This window comes from Ensifer sp. 22521, from assembly GCF_052044795.1.
Classification (GTDB): Bacteria; Pseudomonadota; Alphaproteobacteria; order Rhizobiales; family Rhizobiaceae; genus Ensifer.
In genome coordinates, this window is record NZ_JBQENM010000007.1 from 171,254 (window position 1) to 190,500 (window position 19,247).

The 19,247-nt window shown below is 62.1% G+C and carries 22 protein-coding genes; 9 read left to right on the plus strand and 13 right to left on the minus strand.

Annotation, left to right across the window (positions count from 1 at the left end; genetic code table 11):
* Nucleotides 1-17: 17 nt before the first annotated feature.
* The 3 genes from ACTJKE_RS12320 (at nt 18) to ilvC (ending at nt 4,002) form a co-directional block, all read left to right on the plus strand.
* Nucleotides 18-2,006 carry an ATP-binding protein gene (locus tag ACTJKE_RS12320; RefSeq protein ID WP_440691881.1) on the plus strand — a complete coding sequence of 663 codons (1,989 nt, stop codon included), beginning with the start codon at nt 18-20 and terminating at the stop codon, nt 2,004-2,006.
* Nucleotides 2,007-2,175: 169 nt separating this feature from the next.
* Nucleotides 2,176-2,817 (plus strand): TetR/AcrR family transcriptional regulator C-terminal domain-containing protein, encoded by a 642-nt coding sequence (locus tag ACTJKE_RS12325; RefSeq protein ID WP_255571032.1) that lies wholly within the window; start codon nt 2,176-2,178, stop codon nt 2,815-2,817.
* A 123-nt stretch (nt 2,818-2,940) separates the two neighbouring features.
* Complete coding sequence (ilvC, locus tag ACTJKE_RS12330; protein WP_113515426.1) at nt 2,941-4,002, plus strand: ketol-acid reductoisomerase; 1,062 nt, start codon at nt 2,941-2,943, stop codon at nt 4,000-4,002.
* Between the two features lie 374 nt (nt 4,003-4,376).
* Here the strand turns inward: ilvC and ACTJKE_RS12335 are convergent, their stop codons facing one another.
* From ACTJKE_RS12335 to ACTJKE_RS12395, 13 genes are all read right to left on the minus strand, one after another.
* Entirely contained in the window at nt 4,377-4,601 is a 225-nt protein-coding gene (locus ACTJKE_RS12335) for a hypothetical protein (RefSeq protein WP_057253719.1), read from the minus strand.
* A gap of 236 nt (nt 4,602-4,837) precedes the next feature.
* A complete protein-coding gene (locus ACTJKE_RS12340) occupies nt 4,838-5,611 on the minus strand; it encodes a TIGR01458 family HAD-type hydrolase (RefSeq protein WP_113515267.1) in 774 nt (257 codons plus the stop codon).
* A 147-nt stretch (nt 5,612-5,758) separates the two neighbouring features.
* Nucleotides 5,759-6,673 carry a pyridoxal-phosphate dependent enzyme gene (locus tag ACTJKE_RS12345; RefSeq protein ID WP_057253723.1) on the minus strand — a complete coding sequence of 305 codons (915 nt, stop codon included), beginning with the start codon at nt 6,671-6,673 and terminating at the stop codon, nt 5,759-5,761.
* Between the two features lie 169 nt (nt 6,674-6,842).
* Nucleotides 6,843-6,965 (minus strand): hypothetical protein, encoded by a 123-nt coding sequence (locus ACTJKE_RS12350; RefSeq protein WP_255571031.1) that lies wholly within the window; start codon nt 6,963-6,965, stop codon nt 6,843-6,845.
* Nucleotides 6,966-7,346: 381 nt separating this feature from the next.
* The gene (locus tag ACTJKE_RS12355) at nt 7,347-7,745 is read right to left on the minus strand and encodes a hypothetical protein (RefSeq protein ID WP_162764841.1); all 399 of its coding nucleotides are present in this window, start codon (nt 7,743-7,745) and stop codon (nt 7,347-7,349) included.
* A 260-nt stretch (nt 7,746-8,005) separates the two neighbouring features.
* Nucleotides 8,006-8,227, minus strand: a complete 222-nt coding sequence (locus ACTJKE_RS12360; protein ID WP_057253726.1) for a hypothetical protein — start codon at nt 8,225-8,227, stop codon at nt 8,006-8,008.
* A 43-nt stretch (nt 8,228-8,270) separates the two neighbouring features.
* Nucleotides 8,271-8,510 (minus strand): 30S ribosomal protein S21, encoded by a 240-nt coding sequence (rpsU, locus tag ACTJKE_RS12365; RefSeq protein WP_057253728.1) that lies wholly within the window; start codon nt 8,508-8,510, stop codon nt 8,271-8,273.
* 45 nt (nt 8,511-8,555) lie between these two features.
* The gene (locus tag ACTJKE_RS12370; RefSeq protein ID WP_057253730.1) at nt 8,556-8,828 is read right to left on the minus strand and encodes a hypothetical protein; all 273 of its coding nucleotides are present in this window, start codon (nt 8,826-8,828) and stop codon (nt 8,556-8,558) included.
* A 119-nt stretch (nt 8,829-8,947) separates the two neighbouring features.
* Nucleotides 8,948-9,157 (minus strand): cold-shock protein, encoded by a 210-nt coding sequence (locus tag ACTJKE_RS12375; protein WP_057253733.1) that lies wholly within the window; start codon nt 9,155-9,157, stop codon nt 8,948-8,950.
* Nucleotides 9,158-9,658: 501 nt separating this feature from the next.
* A complete protein-coding gene (locus ACTJKE_RS12380; RefSeq protein ID WP_057253735.1) occupies nt 9,659-9,901 on the minus strand; it encodes a helix-turn-helix domain-containing protein in 243 nt (80 codons plus the stop codon).
* A 281-nt stretch (nt 9,902-10,182) separates the two neighbouring features.
* Nucleotides 10,183-11,769 (minus strand): acetolactate synthase large subunit, encoded by a 1,587-nt coding sequence (locus tag ACTJKE_RS12385; RefSeq protein WP_440691882.1) that lies wholly within the window; start codon nt 11,767-11,769, stop codon nt 10,183-10,185.
* A gap of 96 nt (nt 11,770-11,865) precedes the next feature.
* Entirely contained in the window at nt 11,866-12,498 is a 633-nt protein-coding gene (locus ACTJKE_RS12390; protein WP_113515416.1) for a LysE family translocator, read from the minus strand.
* A 96-nt stretch (nt 12,499-12,594) separates the two neighbouring features.
* Nucleotides 12,595-13,218, minus strand: a complete 624-nt coding sequence (locus ACTJKE_RS12395) for an FMN-binding negative transcriptional regulator (RefSeq protein ID WP_113515414.1) — start codon at nt 13,216-13,218, stop codon at nt 12,595-12,597.
* An 87-nt stretch (nt 13,219-13,305) separates the two neighbouring features.
* On the opposite strand from ACTJKE_RS12395, the gene pdxR reads away from it, so the two are divergent.
* The 6 genes from pdxR (at nt 13,306) to ACTJKE_RS12425 (ending at nt 19,191) form a co-directional block, all read left to right on the plus strand.
* Nucleotides 13,306-14,790, plus strand: coding sequence for a MocR-like pyridoxine biosynthesis transcription factor PdxR (gene pdxR, locus ACTJKE_RS12400; protein WP_440691883.1), 1,485 nt, complete (start codon nt 13,306-13,308; stop codon nt 14,788-14,790).
* A 169-nt stretch (nt 14,791-14,959) separates the two neighbouring features.
* A complete protein-coding gene (locus ACTJKE_RS12405; RefSeq protein ID WP_113512509.1) occupies nt 14,960-15,643 on the plus strand; it encodes a redoxin domain-containing protein in 684 nt (227 codons plus the stop codon).
* A gap of 271 nt (nt 15,644-15,914) precedes the next feature.
* Nucleotides 15,915-16,346 carry a hypothetical protein gene (locus ACTJKE_RS12410; protein WP_440691884.1) on the plus strand — a complete coding sequence of 144 codons (432 nt, stop codon included), beginning with the start codon at nt 15,915-15,917 and terminating at the stop codon, nt 16,344-16,346.
* A 71-nt stretch (nt 16,347-16,417) separates the two neighbouring features.
* Nucleotides 16,418-17,401 carry a threo-3-hydroxy-L-aspartate ammonia-lyase gene (locus ACTJKE_RS12415; protein WP_057253746.1) on the plus strand — a complete coding sequence of 328 codons (984 nt, stop codon included), beginning with the start codon at nt 16,418-16,420 and terminating at the stop codon, nt 17,399-17,401.
* 139 nt (nt 17,402-17,540) lie between these two features.
* The gene (locus ACTJKE_RS12420; RefSeq protein WP_440691885.1) at nt 17,541-18,011 is read left to right on the plus strand and encodes a c-type cytochrome; all 471 of its coding nucleotides are present in this window, start codon (nt 17,541-17,543) and stop codon (nt 18,009-18,011) included.
* Nucleotides 18,012-18,528: 517 nt separating this feature from the next.
* Nucleotides 18,529-19,191 (plus strand): peroxiredoxin, encoded by a 663-nt coding sequence (locus tag ACTJKE_RS12425; RefSeq protein ID WP_058326683.1) that lies wholly within the window; start codon nt 18,529-18,531, stop codon nt 19,189-19,191.
* Nucleotides 19,192-19,247: the final 56 nt, after the last annotated feature.

Sequence of the window (19,247 nt, forward strand, 5' to 3'; positions counted from 1 at the left end):
GTTGTGGTGGAGGGGACATGGACGCGACAGCAGCAAAATTGGACGAGTTGGTCAAGCCGGACATGGACGCTGTGCTTTCGCGCACTCACCTGTCCTTGACGCTACACGACTTCCTGCTCCCAGTGTTTGAGGCCGTATCCAATGCAATGCATGGTGTTGAGGCCAAGTTTGGGGAGGAGCAAGCGAGCGCTCGCGGTCAGATCACGATCAAGTTCGAACAACCTAATGACCCAACCAAGCTCAAAATTACCATCAACGATAACGGCGTGGGGCTGAACGACGAGAACTACACGTCATTCAAGACGCCTTTTTCTGGATACAAACTTAAAGCGCATGGCAGAGGTTTCGGCAGATTTATTGCTTTTAAGGTATTCGCTCGCTCGATCTATCTTAGCCGATATGAATTTTTTACTGCCAAGAACATTCGGTCCTTCCAGTTTGACATTCGTCGCGAGAAGGAATTCATCTTCTTAGACGATGAGCCCGCCTTTGATGAGACCGGCGTCTGCGTTGTTTACGATCAGCCACTGTCGCAATGGCACGAATTGATCCGCGAGCTTCAGTCGAAAGATGTCGAGGACTCGATAGCCAGCCATTTCCTCCCGTATTTTCTTTATCGTTGGCTCCCTGAGATTACGATCCAGTTTGACGATAAAGACCCGGAGGACATCAAAGCTCACTTTGGCTCAGTCTTTATTCAATCCGATTCTGGAGAGTTTCCATTCGAGATCGATGGAAAAACCGAGACTGTCCATTACGCTCTGACCAAGATTGTTAAGACCAAGTCTTTCAGAAACCATTGCCTTCTCTTCTCAGCCGCGGACCGCATCGTTGGCGCTCCACGCGACCTGACGAACAAGTTGGGGCAGCCTCATTTTCTCGATGAGGAAAATGAGAGTTACATTGTCATAGCAGTCGTTCGAAGCGCGGCATTCGAGTCAAGACTGAACGATGCGCGAACCGGTCTAAACCTGTCCTCCAAAACCATCGAGGGGATCGTTTCTGAAGTCAGCAATGTGATTCAGAAATCGGAAGCGACGCAAATCGAGAAGATTAAAAGCGAACAGTCGCACGATCTGTCCGGCGCCCTACGAGAGAATCCTATCCTGCGCATCGGCCTAAAGGGCCGGAGTGTAACGGAATATGTTGCCTCGAAACCGAATAACTGGTCGGCAGAAGAGTTTATATCGGACCTTGCAATCGAGCGTTTCCGGGCATCGACGGACCTGACTAAACAGATTGCAAATGCTACGACGAATCCAGAAGACTACCGACAAAAAATAGAAAAGCTTGCAAAAACACTTGATGCAAACAAGAAAGAAGCACTTGCTGAATACGTCCTTCATAGAAAAAGCGTGATAGAATTGGTTGAGGCCGCGCGCAAGTTTCAATCTGATGGCACCAGAACACCTGAAGATGTCATCCACGAGTTAGTGTTTCGTCGATTCACTGATAGCGTGGCTGTTAGTTATTTTGAGCATAATCTTTGGCTTATCGATGATGCTTTGGCTTTCCTTCCTTATATTTCCAGCGATCGTACGATGCATGGAGGTGGTCGGAACGTTGGTGACAAAGTCACTGATATTGCTTTTTTTGATGACAGCATGGTCCTTGGTGACAACGATGGGACCACCATCACCATCGTAGAGTTCAAACGTCCTAGTCGTGATGATTACACTTTTGGGAATGTGAAGAGTGATCCTGTCTTGCAGGTGATAGAGACCTTGGAGAAGGCAACTGAAAAGGGCTCTATAACTAAGACTGACGGAACCTTCTTCGCGTTCCGTGGCGTTGTGCGCCGGTTTGCTTTCATTATCGCCGATCAAACGCCATCACTTGAGAAAGTGTTAAAGCGTCATGACTTCAAAAATGACTGGAACCCGGAGATCTTCTTCAAATATCGCGACAACGAGGAGATTTTCATTCAGGCATTTGGATACGACACCCTAGTCGCCAACGCGAAGAAACGAAATCAGGCATTCTTCTCCGTTCTCCTCGGAGAGTAGGCTGGCCGAGGGCAGAGCGGGGAAATTCTGCCTCTGTACGCACCGATCCTCATCTGCATCGCCGAAATTTCGCCCCGTTGTAGGAATCGTCTTGACGCTCCCAAGACGCTTCACTAGAAGGGTGCGAACCGTACCGTACGGTACTGATCGGGAGCGAGGCGACGTGCAGATGACTGCGGCGATAAGGGAGGCGAATGCCGGGGAGGGGCTGACGGAACGTCAGGGCGCCGTTCTCGAACAGGCATTGCGTCTTCTGGTCGACGGCGGCGAAAAGGCGCTGACGACGGCCGGCATCGCGCGCGCGGCCAATTGCTCCAAGGAAAGCCTCTACAAGTGGTTCGGCGATCGCGACGGCCTGATCTCGGCGATGATCGGCTTCCAGGCGAGCAAGGTGCGCACGCAGGACGTCGCCGCCCGGGCGCTCGATGCCGAGAGCCTGGAGCGCCATCTGATCGTTTTTGCCAAGGATCTGCTCGAGGTTCTGGCCGGCGACGTGTCACTGGCGCTGAACCGGCTGGCGATCGGCCAGGCGAGCCGCGACGGCTCCAAGCTTGGCCACATGCTGCAGGAGCGCGGGCGCCGGCAGATCGGCCGCCGGGCGGCAGCATTGCTCGAGGCCGGGCGCAAGGCGGGGCTGCTCACCTTCGACGATGCCGACGAGGCCTATGGTGCGCTCTACGGGCTTGTCGTCTCCGATTGGCACCTGAAGATGCTGCTCGGCGAAGAGGCCGGCGAGATGAAGAAGAGTTTCAGCCGCAAGGCGGAGCAGGCGGTTTCGTCCTTCCTCGCGCTTTACGGCACGAAAAGGTAACTGCAGCGCCGCGCTTCGCAAGAAGCGCAAAGGTCGCTGCAGCACAAGGAATGGCAGCGCCGCGCTTCGCAAGAAGCGCAAAGGCCGCTGCAGCACTAGGAATTGCTGCATGGCTCCTGCGCCATGCAGCGAAGACAACTGACAACAACGGGAAGGACCACTAAAATGCGCGTCTATTACGATCGTGATGCCGATATCAACCTGATCAAGTCGAAGAAGGTCGCCATCGTCGGCTATGGCAGCCAGGGCCGCGCCCATGCGCTGAACCTGAAAGATTCCGGCGCCAAGGAAATCCGCATCGCGCTGAAGCCGGGTTCGGCAACGGCTGCCAAGGTCGAGGCCGACGGTCTCTCGGTTCTGTCGGTTGCGGAAGCCGCCAAGTGGGCCGACCTGATCATGATGGCAACCCCGGACGAACTGCAGGCCGAAATCTACAAGGCCGACATCGCCGGCAACATCCGCGACGGCGCTGCGATCGCTTTCGCCCACGGCCTCAACGTTCACTTCGGCCTGATCGAGCCGAAGGCTTCGCTCGACGTCGTCATGATCGCGCCGAAGGGCCCGGGCCACACGGTTCGCGGCGAATACCAGAAGGGCGGCGGCGTTCCCTGCCTCGTTGCCGTTCACCAGGACGCTTCGGGCAACGCCCTTGACCTCGCGCTCTCCTACGCCTGCGGCGTCGGCGGCGGCCGTTCGGGCATCATCGAAACCAACTTCAAGGAAGAGTGCGAAACCGACCTCTTCGGCGAACAGGTCGTTCTGTGCGGCGGTCTCGTCGAACTCATCCGCGCTGGCTTCGAAACGCTGGTTGAAGCCGGCTACGCTCCGGAAATGGCCTATTTCGAGTGCCTGCACGAAGTGAAGCTGATCGTCGACCTGATCTATGAAGGCGGCATCGCCAACATGAACTACTCGATCTCGAACACGGCCGAGTGGGGCGAATACGTCACCGGTCCGCGCATCATCACGGCAGAAACCAAGGCCGAGATGAAGCGCGTCCTCAAGGACATCCAGACCGGCAAGTTCACCTCCGAGTGGATGCAGGAATACAAGTCGGGTGCCGCCCGCTTCAAGGGCATCCGCCGCGTCAACGACAGCCACCAGATCGAGGAAGTCGGCGCCAAGCTGCGCGGCATGATGCCCTGGATCGGCAAGAACAAGCTGGTCGACAAGGCGAAGAACTAAGCCTTATCGAACGATTGAATGAAGGAAGCCGGGGCAGTGCCCCGGCTTTTTTCGTGACGTGGGCAGGCCATTTGCAAAACCGCGTCATTGCTGCCGGATCGGCGCGAGATTGGTCGAGGCAGACGGGTGGCAGCCTGACGGCGTGCGGCGGCAAGATGCAAGCAGTCGGCCTGGAGCATCCTGCCTGAAGTGAAACCAGTTGAGACAGAAAGATGGGCTACTGCATGTTTCCTTTAATCGTGGCCGGTTAAAGGACAAAAACATGCAGCACTTCAAAGTGCTACAGCGACCTTTGCGCGTCTGATAAGACGCGCGGCGCTGTAGAACCAAAGCACTCGAGCGTGATTGGTGCGATCATCTGAACGCACGGCGCCCTAGACGACTTCCCAGAGAAACCGAAGTAGATCCAAACAGAGACTCCCAAGCAGATCCAGCCAAAAGCCAGGGAAGGCGACAAAGGCTGAACCGGCGCCGAAGCCGACCACGCCGAAACCGAGCGCTCCGTCCCAGCCGTGACCTTGCCAGCCGAGCAGGGCGCCGAAGGCGGTCGCCGCACAGACGACTGTGACCCGAACGATAAACAGGAACGTCTCGCGCATGCTTGCCTTCCTGACTGAGAGCAGAACAATCTATGGTTCACTCCAGCATATAAGTTCGCGTATGCGTAATCGCCAGGGGCCAGGCGCGAGGAGGTCCGAAGAGAGGGCCGTTCCGTTTCGGCTACCGCATGTCTCCTTTAATCGGCTTCGATTAAGGGACAAAGACATGCAGCAAATCAAAGTGCTGCAGCGACCTTTGCGCGTATGATAAGACGCGCGGCGCTGTACCTCGGGTGTCAGTCCCGCTGCGCCGCCAGGATGAGATCGCAGGCGGCCGTAATGTCGTCGACAACCGCCGAAGGCGCCGGCTGGAAACGCTGCTCATCGCCATCGCGATATTTGCCGCTGCGCACGAGGATCGCGGTGCCGATCCCGGCGGCAAGCGCACCGGCGGTATCGCTTTCGGCATCGTCGCCGATCATGGCCAAATCGGCCGGGTCAAGGCCCATGCTCGCTGCTGCTGCCAGGAAGAAATCGGCAGAGGGTTTGCCGAAGAGCTTCGCCTTGATGCCGCTCGCATGTTCCAGCGCCTCGACAAAGGGGCCGGCATCGAGGCTCAGCTCGCCGTCGCGATCACGGAAGAACCGGTTGCGGGCGAGCGCCAGCAGCGGCGAGCCAGCCATCAGGGCGCGAAACGCGGCGTTGAGTCCCTCATAGCTGAAGCGCTCCGCAGCATCGCCAAGCACGACGGCGATGGGGCCGTCCATGCGGCAATCGGCGAAGTCTTCCTCAAGCGCGGGATGAATGAGCAGGTGCGGCTGGTGGCTGTTCGCCTTGAGCCAGGCGCGCGCGGCGGCAACCGGCGTGAACACCTCGTCGGCAGCGCAATCGAAGCCAAGGCGCTGCAGGTGAGCGACGATCTGGCGTTTCGACTGGCGGGTGGTGTTGGTCAGGAAGCGGACGGGGAGGCGAGCTGCGCGCAGCCGCAGCACCGCCGCGATGGCACCCGGCAACACCGTGTCGCCGTCATAGAGCACGCCGGAGAGATCGAGCAGCACGCCTCTTGCCATGGCAAGAGACTGCCTGAGCGCCAGACCATGGTCAACGTTGGGCGGCGGACGCCTCCCAATCGGTCCGCGCCTATCGCGCCGGCACCTTGGGGACTGGCTGCTGTCTTCCCACTGCACGCGGGAAGGGGCGGCGGTGCCGCCCAAAGGTCAGACTGCCTGCCAGGCCTGCAGCCGTTCCACCGTCGTCGTCGCGCCGCCGCAGACGATCATCAGCACGCGCTCGAAGCGCAGGAGTTGATCGGCGTGCTCGTAGGCGATGGCCAGGGCGGCGCCGCAGGCGGGTTCCACCAGCACGCGGTGGTCGTCGAGGAAGCGGGTGCAGGCGTCGACCGCCGACTGGTCGCTGACGACGACGCATTCGACCGGCCGGATCTGGCTGATCTCGAAGGCACGCTTGCAGACCTTTCGGGCGCCGAGCGAAGTGGCGACGCCACTGATCGAGGGAAGCTCCACCAGCTCTCCCGCCTTGACGGAGGCGAGGTAGGACGCGGTGCCTTCGGTCTCCGCGGTGACAATAGGAATTTCCCGGAGCCCGTTGCGCTCCAGTCCCTCGGCGACGCCCGACAGCAGCCCGCCGCCGCCGACAGAGAGCACGACCGCATCGAAGGCGAGGCCGGCCTTGACCACCTCGTCGATCATCGTCGCGTGCCCGGCCCACAGCAGCGGATCGTCGAAGGGATGGATGAAAGCGGTCTCGGCATCGGCGGATGCGAGCGCGCGGGCATTCGCTTCATCCCAAGCGGCGCCGTGGACGATCACCTCGGCGCCTTCCTGGCGGATAAGCGCCTTTGCCCGTTCGGTGGTCGTTTCGGGAACGAAGACGGAGACGGGGATCGAGAGCTGGCGGCCGGCATAGGCAACCGCCATGCCGGCATTGCCGCCGGAGGAGGAGACGAAACGCCGCTTGCCGTTTCGCGCATGGTGCTCGCAGGCAGCACCAACGCCGCGGATCTTGAATGAACCGGGCGGCTGCAGCGCCTCCATCTTCAGCCAGATGGAGCAATCGGATGCGAGGCTTAGCGGGCGGGATTCAAGGAGGGGAGTTTCGAGGTGAAGTGCCATGGGATGTTCCGTTGAGCGCGCGGTGCTGGAGGCCGGTTTGTTGCAATGGCTCCTGCGGGAGAATCTTGAAACAATTCTCCCCTGATCGCTAATTCAACGCAACACGGGGAGGAGTGCAGTCGCGGATGGCCGCGTCCTGTCGCGGGATACGATGGGTTCACCGCGCCCGTCACCAGAGAAGGCCGCTCAATGTCATGAGCGTGATGAAGAGCAGGGACAGGACGAGCGATGCCTTGATGGCTGCCAGAGTGTAGTCGTATCGGCGAAGTCTGTGTGTGAGAGTCTGGAACATGTGTTCGTCCAATCGTAAGGGATCTGCGGCTCCTCGCCGTTCGTTCAAGCGCAATGCGGCGCCCGTAAAATGTAGCGCCCGTAAATTCGCTGTGGCGAGAATGTCTGCTCAGCCCCCGAACACACCCGTTACACACCCGTTCGGCTCACGGTTGCCTCTCGCCTCCGCGCAACGTCGCGGACGTACTGCTGTCGATAAAGGAGGAAATTGGCGGTCGGGAGCCCCCCCCACCGCGATATGCCAAGTCGGCCAGTGTCGATCGTCGAACGATGCGCCTCAAATGTGTCCAGCACAAGGGAGATCCCGTTCGAAGGGCATCCCTTCGACGTTCCGGCACTCATGGCCTGTCCGGGTTACGGGCCTGTCCGGATTTCGGGCCTATCAGGATTTCGGGGCCTTGCCGGATTTCGGGCCCTTGCCGGGACGGGGTGTCGGGTTCAGGGGCGATATCGCGCCCGGCCAGGGGAGGCGTCGGGCACCGGTGTAGCGGGTAATCGCGCTGGGTCTTTGCGGCGCGCCGCCGTCGTTTTCCCACTGTTCGAGATTTGCAGTTTCAATCTGCCGCGGGGTGCGCTGCCCATCCCGGTTCTGCAGCTCAGCAAGCAGGATATCCGCGGTGGTAACGCCCGCCTGGAACCTTCTGACAAGGAAGACGGCGGCAAGGCGAAGGCTGTCTTGATCGTCAAGGTCGACGCGCTGATGAAAGCCCGCGCGCCGCAACACGCCATCGAGCATTGCCAGGTCGGAGGGAGCCAATGGATGCCGCTGAGCGGGTGACATGAAGCCACCTCCTGTTGACGGGAAACGTCGTTTTCGGCGCGTCCAGGGCGCCGTACGTTCATCTGAACGCACAAAGGACGCTCCGACAATTCTCTCCTACTGCATGTCTCCTTCAATCGATCTCGATTTAAGGACGAAGACATGCAGCAACTCAAAGTCTACAGCGACCTTTGCGCGTCTGATAAGACGCGCGGCGCTGTCGGTGCTTCCGCAAGGCCTTATGCCCATGTCCGGGCTTGCGCGTTCGGTTTCAGTCGATATTACGGCCGGCGCGATTTTCGGGATGGTTTGCTTGCGGGCACCTCCGCAGGCGGTTCGGCGGCGGCGCGCTCAAGGCGCTGGGCCTTGAGCTTCTCGGTCTTCTTGTCGCGGGCGATCTTTTCGGCAGCAACGATTGCTCTCGCCGTGTGATCGGTGGCGGAGGCCTTCTCGCTCGCGGAGGTCTTGGCCGGTTTAAATGCCGTGTTGGGGTGTGGCGTCATGACCTGTCTCCTGAAACGGGCGGATTTTTGCCGACCCCAAGCCTCAGCGCGAAGGTCGCGCTGCCTTCTTGGGTCCCGGCAGCAGGCCTTCGCGCTGGAGCTTCTTGCGCTGCAGCTTGCGCTGGCGCCGTACCGCTTCTGCCTTTTCGCGGACGCGCTTTTCCGAAGGTTTCTCGTAGCTGCTGCGCGCCTTGAATTCACGGAACAGACCCTCGCGCTGCATCTTCTTCTTCAAGATGCGCAAGGCCTGGTCGATGTTATTGTCCCTAACGAGTACCTGCAAAAGATGTTCTCCTGTTGTCGGTCGCGGCTTTCCCTGTAGCCGCGGTTATCTGCCGGGTTTGGTGCTCAATTTTTTGAGCCAGGGCCCGGTGATGGCCGCCTGGGGGGCGTCCTCTTTCGAAGTCTCGGCATGCTCGATGTCAGTCTCCAGCACGCAGCGTTCGAACGTCTCGCCTTCGACCCTTACGCGAAAGCGCGCCTCGCCACGATCGTTGGGCAAAAGGCCGACGATCAGACCAAGACGGCTGTTCAAGGTCGACTGAGCGGCACTTGCCCTCAGCGTGACCTTGTCGCCAATCTCATAGGTTTTGCGGCTCATGGTGGTCTCCTGAAAAGGGCCCTGAGACGCAAAAAGGCCGGGTTTTTCCCCGACCTCTTCCCGTCATTCAAGCGCCTCCCTGCCAGTACATCCGTGGTCAGAGGAGGGCGAATGACAAATTATTCGGCCCTGAGATTGTCGGCCGAGCTCTTGCCCGTTCTGCGGTCGGCAACAACGTCAAAGGTCACTTTCTGACCTTCGTTGAGCGAGCGCATGCCAGCGCGTTCGACTGCGGAGATGTGAACAAACACATCCGTGCTGCCGTCGTCGGGCTGAATGAAGCCGAAGCCCTTGGTGCCGTTGAACCACTTTACCGTGCCTGAAGCCATGACGATTTCCTTTCAATCGCTGAATTTACCAGAAATATTTCTCTGGCGGTGATCGATATTTGAGAGGAGATCTGGCCGCGCGGAAGCGCCGTGTCAAAGGTCACAAGCAATATTCGATGAGGTGATATATAGACGATACTTTTTGAAACTCAATGAAAATATTAAATTATTTGATTTTGAGCGATCGCGAAAACATCTGCAAAGGCCTGAAATGGCGGGTTTTTCGTCCATTTATTTTTCTTGTTATTCAAGCTGATACGGCTTCTCGAGAGCCAGACGCTGTGCGCGTGAGCCACGCCGCGACCCGTCGTTGCGCGGTGCTCCGGACGCATAGCTGCTGAATGAAAAGGCAGGCGCTGCTTCGAGAGCGGGCGAGCGGATTCTTGGATGTTTCGGCAAGCGGGCTGTCGCTGGCCATTTCGACCAAAGCGGCCGGTCGCCACAGGAGGCGCGAGGGTAGAAGGCGGCGGCGCGCTGTCTTCGGCGCACCGCCCCCGCTTGTCAGGCGCTTGTAAAGGTCTGCGGCGAGACCTGCAATGCGGCGGCGATGCGCTGCAGCTTGGCGGGATCGGTATCGGCGCCAAGCTCGATCTTTGAGATTTCAACTTCCGTCAGGCCAGTCGTGACCGAGAGATCGTCGACCGTATAGCCGGCGGTTTCACGCGAATGCTTGATGGCGGCTCCGATATTGACGCGGGACAGAGATGCGCCGGGGGCCTTGGTTAGGTCTTTCTTAAAGGACATGAAGTGTCTCCTTCGTTGGTCCACCGACAAAGAACATTGTCGGTTGAAGGGGGCCCAAAACTGAAATGCGACTCGGACAGATGAGCGCGAACCTAGGGCGCCGCTAATATAAGCGAGAAGTTTCCGGGCGCAAGTTTGCGGCCGAAGTTTTGTGAAATGCCTATTTAAATCAATCGTTTACCCTGTGATTTCCGCGCCAGGAGGCCGGTAAATCCCATCGGTCAGGGGCATCATCCTTACGACGCGCGGGTGCTCGACGCAGTGCAAAGCGGCAGGGAAATTCACACGAGGCGAGCCTCGATCAGAAAGGGCCCACGCCGCGATAGCGCGGCATCGAAGAGCGCTGCAAAGGCTTCGCAGGAGGTCGCGACGGCAGCTTCGACGCCGAAGCCGCGGGCGAGCGAAACCCAGTCGAGCGCGGGGTTGTCGAGGTTCAGCATGCGGCGCGCGTTGGTGCCGATCTCCTCGACGCCGACATTGCGCATTTCGGCATGCAGGATGGCGTAGGTACGGTTGGAAAAGATGACGGTGACGATGTCGAGGTTTTCGCGCACCTGCGTCCACAGGCCCTGAATATTGTACATGGCGCAGCCATCGGCCTGCAGGCAAATCACCTTGCGGTCGGGACAGGCGATCGCGGCACCGGTGGAAAGCGGGATGCCTTCGCCGATCGCGCCGCCGGTCTGCATGATGAAATCGTGCGGCGCAGAGAAGGCCGAAAGTGCGAAGTAACGCCGGGCCGAAGTGGCCGCCTCGTCGCAGACGATCGCATTCTCCGGCACCTTATGGGCGACGATGACGGCGATTGCGTCTTCGGTCAGCGCGCCCGAAGGCTCGCCCTCGTCTGTGGGGGCGCTTGGCATCGGCAGGGGCAGCGTGGCGCTGATACCGAGTTCGTCGCGCAGCGCTTCGAGCGTTCCTTTCAGGTCTTCACCGTGGCGGGCAAGCGTGACCACCGCGCAGCCTTCCGGCACCAACCGGCCGGGCTTTCCGGGATAGGCGAAGAAAGCCACCGGCTCCGGTCCGCCGACGAGGATCAGAACCTTGACGTCGCGGAGCGTTTCGAGCGCCATGTCGATCGGGTAGGGGATGCGCCGCGGCGCCACCCGCCCGCGGCCGCGCTGGGTGTGGGCGACAAGCACTTCGTTGAAAAGCTGGACGTTGCAGGCTGCCGCGATCCGCCCGGCGATGGCGAGGCTCTCGGCCCTTGCGGCGGCGCCGCTTAAGACCATGGCGACCCCTTCCGGGTTTGCTCGGACGAGGCGGGCCACCTCGCGGACCGTCTCCGCACTTGCCGGCCGCGGGGCTTCGACAAGCACCTTTTGCGCAGGCGCGTCGGTGGAAAGCGCGCCCCAGGACGCGTCTGCCGGCAGGATCATGGTGGCAACGCCCGGTGGCGTCAACGACGCGCGATAGGCGGCCGCCGCCGTCGGCCTCACGTCGGAGGGATCTTTCACCCGCCGCACCCAGTTCGACATCGGGCGGGCCAGTCCCTCGATGTCGCTGGTCAGCGGTGCATCGAGCGCAAGATGGTAGGAGGCATGGTCGCCGACGACGTTGATGACAGGCGTGCGGGCGCGCCGCGCGTTGTGCAGGTTGGCAAGGCTGTTGGCGAGACCGGGACCGGTGTGGAGCAGGGTCGACGCCGGGCGACCCGTCATGCGCGCATAGCCATCGGCCGCACCGGTGACGACTCCTTCGGAGAGGCCGAGAATACAGCGCATCTCCGGCTTGCGATCAAGGGCGGCGACGAAGTGCATTTCCGACGTGCCGGGATTGGCAAAACAGACATTCACATCGTTTGCCAGAAGTGTATCGACGAGGATGTCCGCACCTGTGGTGCGAATACGTTGGCCGCCTTCTCCCATGCGCGTGTCCCCCGATGGCGTTCACGCATGATAGCTGCAAGTGATGCGGGTGCAAGGTAGGCTTGCGGCGGCGCTCGATGCGCCGCCCAAGTGGGGTTACGTCCGCTGCCAGGCAAGATGGGCGCCGAGCCCGATCAGCACCGTGCCGCCGGCGCGCTGCAGCAGGCGCTGGGCCCGGGTGGAGCGGCGCATCCTGACGACGACCGCATCCGCGAGAAACACGCAGACGAGATCGGCGGAGGAGAACATCAGGTTGACGATGGTGCCGAGCAGCAGAAACTGCACCCACACCGGGAAGGCGGCGGAGGCATCGGTGAACTGCGGCAGGAAGGCGACGAAGAAGATCGCGGTCTTCGGGTTCAGAACCTCGACGGTGATGCTTTCGAAGAAGGCGCGGCGGGCCGATTTCGCCTCGACCGCGGGCAGGTGACCGTCGCCGCTCGCCTTGGCACGCATCAGCGTGAAGCCCAGCCAGACGAGATAGGCGGCACCGGCAAGCTTCACCGCGAGATAGAGCGTCGGCACCGCATGGAACAGGATCGAGAGACCGGCGGCGGCCGCAAGGACATGCACGTAACCACCGAGATGGATGCCGAGCGAGGCCATCAGCCCGGCAAAACGGCCGCGCGCCATCGTCTGCGCAGCGGCGTAGAGCATCGCCGGTCCCGGGATATAGGCGAAGATCGCTGTCGTGACGAAGAAGGTGAGGAGAATGTCGAGCGATGGCATGGGGTACCTCGTCTGCTGATGCGCGGCCTCTTTCGAGAGTCGTTCTAAGGTCTTGCGCGGGAAAGTTGAAGGGAAATCGGAGCGCCCCCGTGATCGTCAGACGGGAATCTCCTCGGCAACCCGGCGATCCTCAAGCCGCCCGCTGGCTGCGAGCCCTACGGCCACGCCCTGACGATCTTCAATGCTGCGGTTCTGACTGAACTTGCGCTTGCCGTCGAGGCGGTCGATCGGCAGCCTGAGGCCGACGATACCGCGAAGTTGGGCCTTGACGAAGGCGGGTGGTGCGTCGCTCACCTGCCAGGGTTCGGGCCGCGCCGCCTCGTGACGATTGGTCAGGCGGGTGACGACATCGAGAAGCCGATCCTCGTCGGTGAAGAACTCGACCTCGCCATAGGCATGCACGGCCGAATAGTTCCAGGTCGGCACCACTTTTCCGTGCTCGCGCTTGGAGGCGTACCAGGAGGGGGTGACATAGGCGTCCGGCCCCATGAACGTCGCCATGGCCGCGCCGATCGGCGCGGTCGTCCCTTGCGGGTTGGCGCGGGCGAGGTGGCCGTAGAGTGTGCCATAAGGACCTTCGTCGCGATCGAGCAGCAGCGGCAGCGGCGTGGCCAGCAGGCCCTCGGCCGTTGCGGTGACGAAAGTGGAAAGCGATGCGGCCTCGATGATCGCGTGCAGCACGCTCAGTGTTTCCTCCTTGAAGGCCGGGGGTGTGTACATGACCTTGCTCCTTGTGCTTGTCCTGTCATAGATGCAAACTGGACCAGAACGAATATCCAGTTTCTGCATAAATGAGTGGGCCAGTTCGTGACGGAGAAGGACGAGGCGAGGGGCGGGACCACCCGGCGGATCTACGAGGCGCTGAAGGCGCAGATCCTCGGCGGCACCTATGGACCCGAAGATCGGCTGCCATCGACGCGGGCGCTGGCGGCCGAGCTCGGCGTCTCGCGCACAACGGTGACCGCGGCCTATGAGCAGCTTCTTTCCGAGGGGTTTCTGGAGAGCCGGCAGGGGGCGCCTTCAAGGGTGGCGCTGCTGCATGCGCATGAGGGTGCCAGGCCGCTCCCCGGCGGGACGACTTTCCGGCCTGCGCCGAGACCGGCAGCCCCTGTTCGCCTGTCGCGCTTTGGAGCGGCCCTTGGCGACGGGCCGACCTGGGTGCCGCCGCAGTCGGGTGGGTTGATCGCCGATTTTCGCTATGGCGACCTGTCGGCGGCCGATTTCCCGGCGGAAGCCTGGCGGCGGTCGGTCACCGCCGCACTTCGGCGGCGCCAGCCGCGGCTCGCCTATGACGACCCCGGCGGCTCGGCGGAGCTGCGGGCGGCCCTGCAGGCCTATCTCTGGCGGGCGCGCGGGCTCAGATGCGCGCCGGACCAGATCATCATCGTCAACGGCTCGCAGCAGGGACTGGATCTTGCCGCCCGCGTGCTCGTCGATCCCGGCGACCGCGTTGCGATCGAGGATCCCGGCTACGTCATGGCGCGCCGGGTGTTTGCGGCCGCCGGCGCTGAAGTGGTTCCGATTGCCGTCGACGGGGAGGGGTTGCGGACCGATGCGCTCGCAGGGCTCGACGCCGTCAGGCTCGCCTATGTCACGCCCTCGCATCAGTTTCCGCTCGGCGGCGTGCTCTCGGCCCGGCGCCGGCAGGAGCTTCTCGCCTGGTCGGACCGCAGCGGCGCCTACGTGATCGAAGACGATTACGATGGCGAGTATCGATACGATATCCGGCCGATCCCGCCGCTGCAGACCATGGCCCATGCGGAGAACGTTCTCTATCTCGGCACGATCTCGAAGAGCCTGTCGCCGATGTTGCGCCTTGGCTATCTCGTCATGCCGCCGCCGCTTTACCCCGTCTTCGCCGCCGCCAAGCAGCTCGTCGACCGGCATTCGCCTGTTCTCGAGCAGGAAGCGCTGGCGACGATGATTGCAAGCGGGGCCTATGAACGCCACATCCGCCGGAGCCGGCGCAGCAATGGCCGCCGCCGCGAGGCGCTGCTCGCGGCGCTCAAGGCGGAACTCGGCGACGAGGTGACGATATCGGGCGCCGATGCCGGATTGCACGTCGTCGTCTGGTTCGAGCGGCTGGACCGGGCGCAGGAAGGCGAACTGATCACGCGGGCGCGGGCAGCGGGCATCGGCCTTTATCCGATCTCGCCCCTCTACGGCGCCGATGAAGCCGGTCACCGCCCGGACCGCGCCGGCGTCGTCATGGGCTATGCAAGCCTCGAAGTGCCGCAGATCGGTCAGGGTGTCGCGGCGCTCGCGAAGCTGCTGGGTGACTGGCTCGATTAGCACCGGCGGCACAAAACGCCATGCAGATCACCATTCGACGTGGGCCGTTCGTCCACCTGTGATAGGGTGGGCTATCTTCCGCCATGGCCCGGCCTCGGGGCGGGCGGCAATGGGAGCGAAATTCACGGGCAGGGACGGAGCGGCGCAGGGGCGTCGACTGGGGGAGCAGATGGCAGACCGGAGAGTGCAGCCGTTGCAGCCGGGACAACCCGCACCCGCCTTCGAGCTTGCAAGCGCCAATCGGGACGATCCGGTTTCGCTTGCGAGCCTTCGCGGCCGGCCGTTTCTGATCGGTCTGTTCCGCGGCCTGCACTGCCCGTTCTGCCGGCGCCAGATGCGGCAGTTCTCCTCCGTCGAGCCGGCATTGCGTGCCGTCGGCGTGGAAACGCTGGCGGTGGTCAACACCCCGGTCGAGCGGGCGCGCCTCTATTTCCGCTTCCAGCCGACGCCGGTCACGGTCCTTGCGGATCCGGACTGCCAGACGCACAGGGATTTCGGCGCGCCACAGGCCGCGCTGCTTCCGCCCGAAAGCACGGAGACGCCGGAATGGCCCCATCGCACGCGGCCTGCCGATTTCGCCGCAGCGCGCATCAACCCGACAGGCGAGCTCGCCGAACCGATGCATCCGATGCAGGCCAATGAGTTGCTCAATGCACGCGAAGGCTTCGAGCCGGACGAGACCGATCTGCGCATCTTTGCCGAACACGGAACGCAACTGGTCGGCCACTTCCTGGTCGATGCAGCCGGCATCATCAGCTGGAGCGAGATCGAGGCGCGGTTCGGCCCCGACGAACTCGGCGTGTTCCCGAGCGCCGCGGAGATCATGATGGCCGTCAAGAGGGTCGCAAGCTAACAGGGGCAACCGGCTTGCAGGCAGGTGTCCGCAAACAGGTGCAGGCCAAGGTCGCAACCGGCCGCGCGTTACGGTTAGCCGCTTGCGCCCTGGCTGCGTCTGCTCACAGTGGCCAACTCTTCAGTGTGGCGGTGTGGCCTTCATGAGATCTCTTCGCATACATCCCCAGCTTCACGACATGTTCGGTGAATAGCAGCCGCCGGCCTATCTGCTGGCGATCCTCCTGTTCGGTGTCGGTGTTGCGGCCACCTTTGCCCTGTCGGCGGGCCAGATGCTGGCAGGCCTTGCCTGGTGGCGGGCGGCACTGGCGCTTGTCCTCGTCCTCGATATCGCCGCCGGCTGCATCGCCAACTTCACGCCCTCGACCAACGACTTCTACGCGGCGCGGCCGCGCAATCGCTGGATCTTCATCGCGATCCACTTCCATGTGGTCATCGTCGCGCTGCTCGTCGGCACCGGGCTCGGTGCTGCGGTCGCCGTCTGGGCCTATACGATCGCTGCGGCCGCGGTCGTCAATCTGCTTGCGGGACGCGCCGCACAGACCTTTGTCGGCGGGCTGCTGCTGGCGGTCGGCCTCACTGGCTTGCCGCTGTTGCCGGGCTTGACGCCGGCGATGGCGGCGGTGTCGGCCCTGTTCATGCTGAAGGTGCTTTTCAGCTTCGCGGTCGATCACTACCGCACTGTCGTTTCCAGCGGTGGGTAGCCGCGCTGGCATCCTTGCCTTGCAGGACCGCATTCAATAGCCTCGGAAGTGGCAAGCTCAGGGAGAGGCTCATGGCAGTTTCAGCGGCAGAGGCGGCATTGCGCCTTCCGACATTCGACGACGTGCAGGCGGCACGGGACCGCATCGCCGGCATGGCGCATCGAACGCCGGTGCTGACCTCGCGCACAGCCGATGCCGCCACCGGCGCGCGGCTTTTCTTCAAGGCGGAAAATTTCCAGCGCGCCGGCGCCTTCAAATTCCGCGGTGCCTACAACGCGATCGCCGCCTTGCAGGAAGGCGGCCAGAAGCGGGGCGTCGTCGCCTTCTCCTCCGGCAACCACGCGCAGGCGATCGCCTATGCCGCGCGGCTGCAGGGTGTTGCCGCGACGATCGTGATGCCGAAGGATGCGCCCGAAATGAAGGTGGCGGCGACCCGCGGCTATGGCGCCGATGTCGTGTTCTATGACCGCTACACCGAGGACCGGTCGGCGATCAGCGCGAAGCTGGCGGCCGAGCGCGATGCCGTCCTCATCCCGCCCTTCGACCATCCTGATGTGATCGCCGGGCAGGGCACGGCGGTGCTGGAACTGATCGAGGAGGTGGGCGAACTCGACCTGATCGTCACGCCGCTCGGCGGCGGGGGCCTGCTCGCCGGCACGGCACTCAGCGCCCAGGAGCGTTCGCCGGGCGCGGTCGTCGTCGGCGTCGAGCCGGAGGCTGGCAATGACGGCCAGCAGTCGCTCAGGAAGGGCGAGATCGTCCATATCCCGGTGCCGAAATCGATCGCCGACGGGGCGCTCACCAATCATATCGGCGAACACAATTTCCCGATCCTCAAGCGCGGTGTCCGCGAGATCGTCACGGTGAGCGACGCCCAACTCGTGGAGACCATGCGCTTCTTCGCCGAGCGCATGAAGATGATCGTGGAGCCGACCGGATGCCTGGCGGCGGCCGCCGTGCTGCAGGGCGTGCTTCCCTGCGCCGGGCAACGAGTGGGCATCGTGATCAGCGGCGGCAACGTCGATCTCGCGACGTTCTGCGCCCTGCTGCAGTAGAGAGCGGCTGTCCCAGAGCAATTCCAGGAAAAATGTGCAGCAGTTTTCCGTGCGGAATTGCGAAATTCCAAACCAGAACAACACGAAAGCGTGAATTGGGGGAGTGAATTTTTTGCGTGTATTTTAGTTGGGTTTCGTCATGCCGCTCAACCGCAATCCAGAGGGTTTGCTCATGAGAACGCTCATTCTTGCCATCGCCGCACTCGCGCTTACGGGCTCCAGCGCCTTCGCTGATCCAATTGCAGATCGCAAGGCTATCATGAAGGAGCGCGGTAGACTGGTCGGCACCGTCGCCCCGATGGTCAAGGGAGAAAAGCCGTTTGACGCTGCCGGTGCCATGACCGCCCTCAAGGGCCTTAGCGAGAACGCAGAAAAATTCGACGTGGACGTGCTGTTTCCCGCTGGCAGCGAAACCGGAGACACGGCCGCCTTGCCGGCAATTTGGCAAGACATGCCCGCGTTCACGGCGGCTGCCGAGAAATTCCGGGTGGATGCGGCCGCTGCCGTCGCTGCCAATCCGCAGGATCTCGAAGCATTTAAGACGCAGTTCAACGCGGTAACCACGAATTGCGGCAGCTGTCACGAGAAATTCCGAATGAAGAAAGAGTAGCAGCGACAGGCATACGAGCCTGCTCAAGTCGCCCGTCGGATGCGAACCTTCCGGCATTGGCGGATGAAACCGGCGAGCGATGTCCGCATTGTCGAATAGCCAAGGATAAGATCAATGGCGCTTGGCGCGTCTGCACACGCGTGCAGCGGCGAGGCCGACGTTGCGACAACATTTCGACGCGTGGCTGGCTTGCCGCGGCGACCGACGATCGATGATGCAAGCCTCGATCCGGCCGGTTGCAATGGCGCGTCTTTCCGGTTGCCTTAAGCGGCAAAAGTGGCACACTGGGCATCGCGCCTTGGCGCCGGGCTTCCCGGTGTGCTCCAAGGCTGCCGTAATGATTTGATTTTCTAAAGGAATTTTTCCTCCGGACGGTTGTCGCCGGAGCGTAAACAATGGACGAAAGCAGAGGATTGCAGCGGCCGTTGGGCGCCTTGCCGGACGCGGCGCTGTCAAGAAAATAGAGTGCTCCCATCGCGCCCGGCGGGCGCGGCGCACACACACATTGGAGGGTATCGTGACGCTTGCAATCAATGACCTCGCACCGGACTTCGAGGTCGGAACGACCGATGGCACCATCCGGTTTCACGACTGGATCGGCGACTCCTGGGCGGTCCTGTTCTCGCACCCCAAGGACTACACGCCCGTCTGCACCACCGAGCTCGGCTACATGGCGCGCATCAAGCCGGAATTCGACCGGCGCGGCGTCAAGATCATCGGCCTCTCCGTCGATCCGCTCGACCGGCATGCCGGCTGGGCCGCCGACATCGAGGAAACGCAGGGCCATGCGCCGAACTTCCCGATGATCGCCGACGTCGACTACACCGTCTCGAAGCTCTACGGCATGCTGCCGGCCCCCGTCTCCGGCGATCCGACGCAGCGCACGCCTGCCGACAACCAGACGGTGCGCAACGTCTTCGTCATCGGCCCGGACAAGAAGATCAAACTCGTCCTCATCTACCCGATGACCACTGGCCGCAACTTCGACGAGGTGCTGCGCGTCATCGACTCGCTACAGCTGACGGCCAAGCACAAGGTGGCGACGCCGGTGAACTGGAAGCAGGGCGACGACGTCATCATCGCCGGCTCGGTCAGCGACGAGGACGCGCGCAAGGTCTATCCGGAAGGCTGGCGCGCGCCGAAGCCCTATATCCGCATCGTGCCGCAGCCGAAGGGCTGAGGCGTCGCATCGGCAAAGGGGTGAGGCAAGTGCCCCTCATCCGCGCGGTGAGGGGC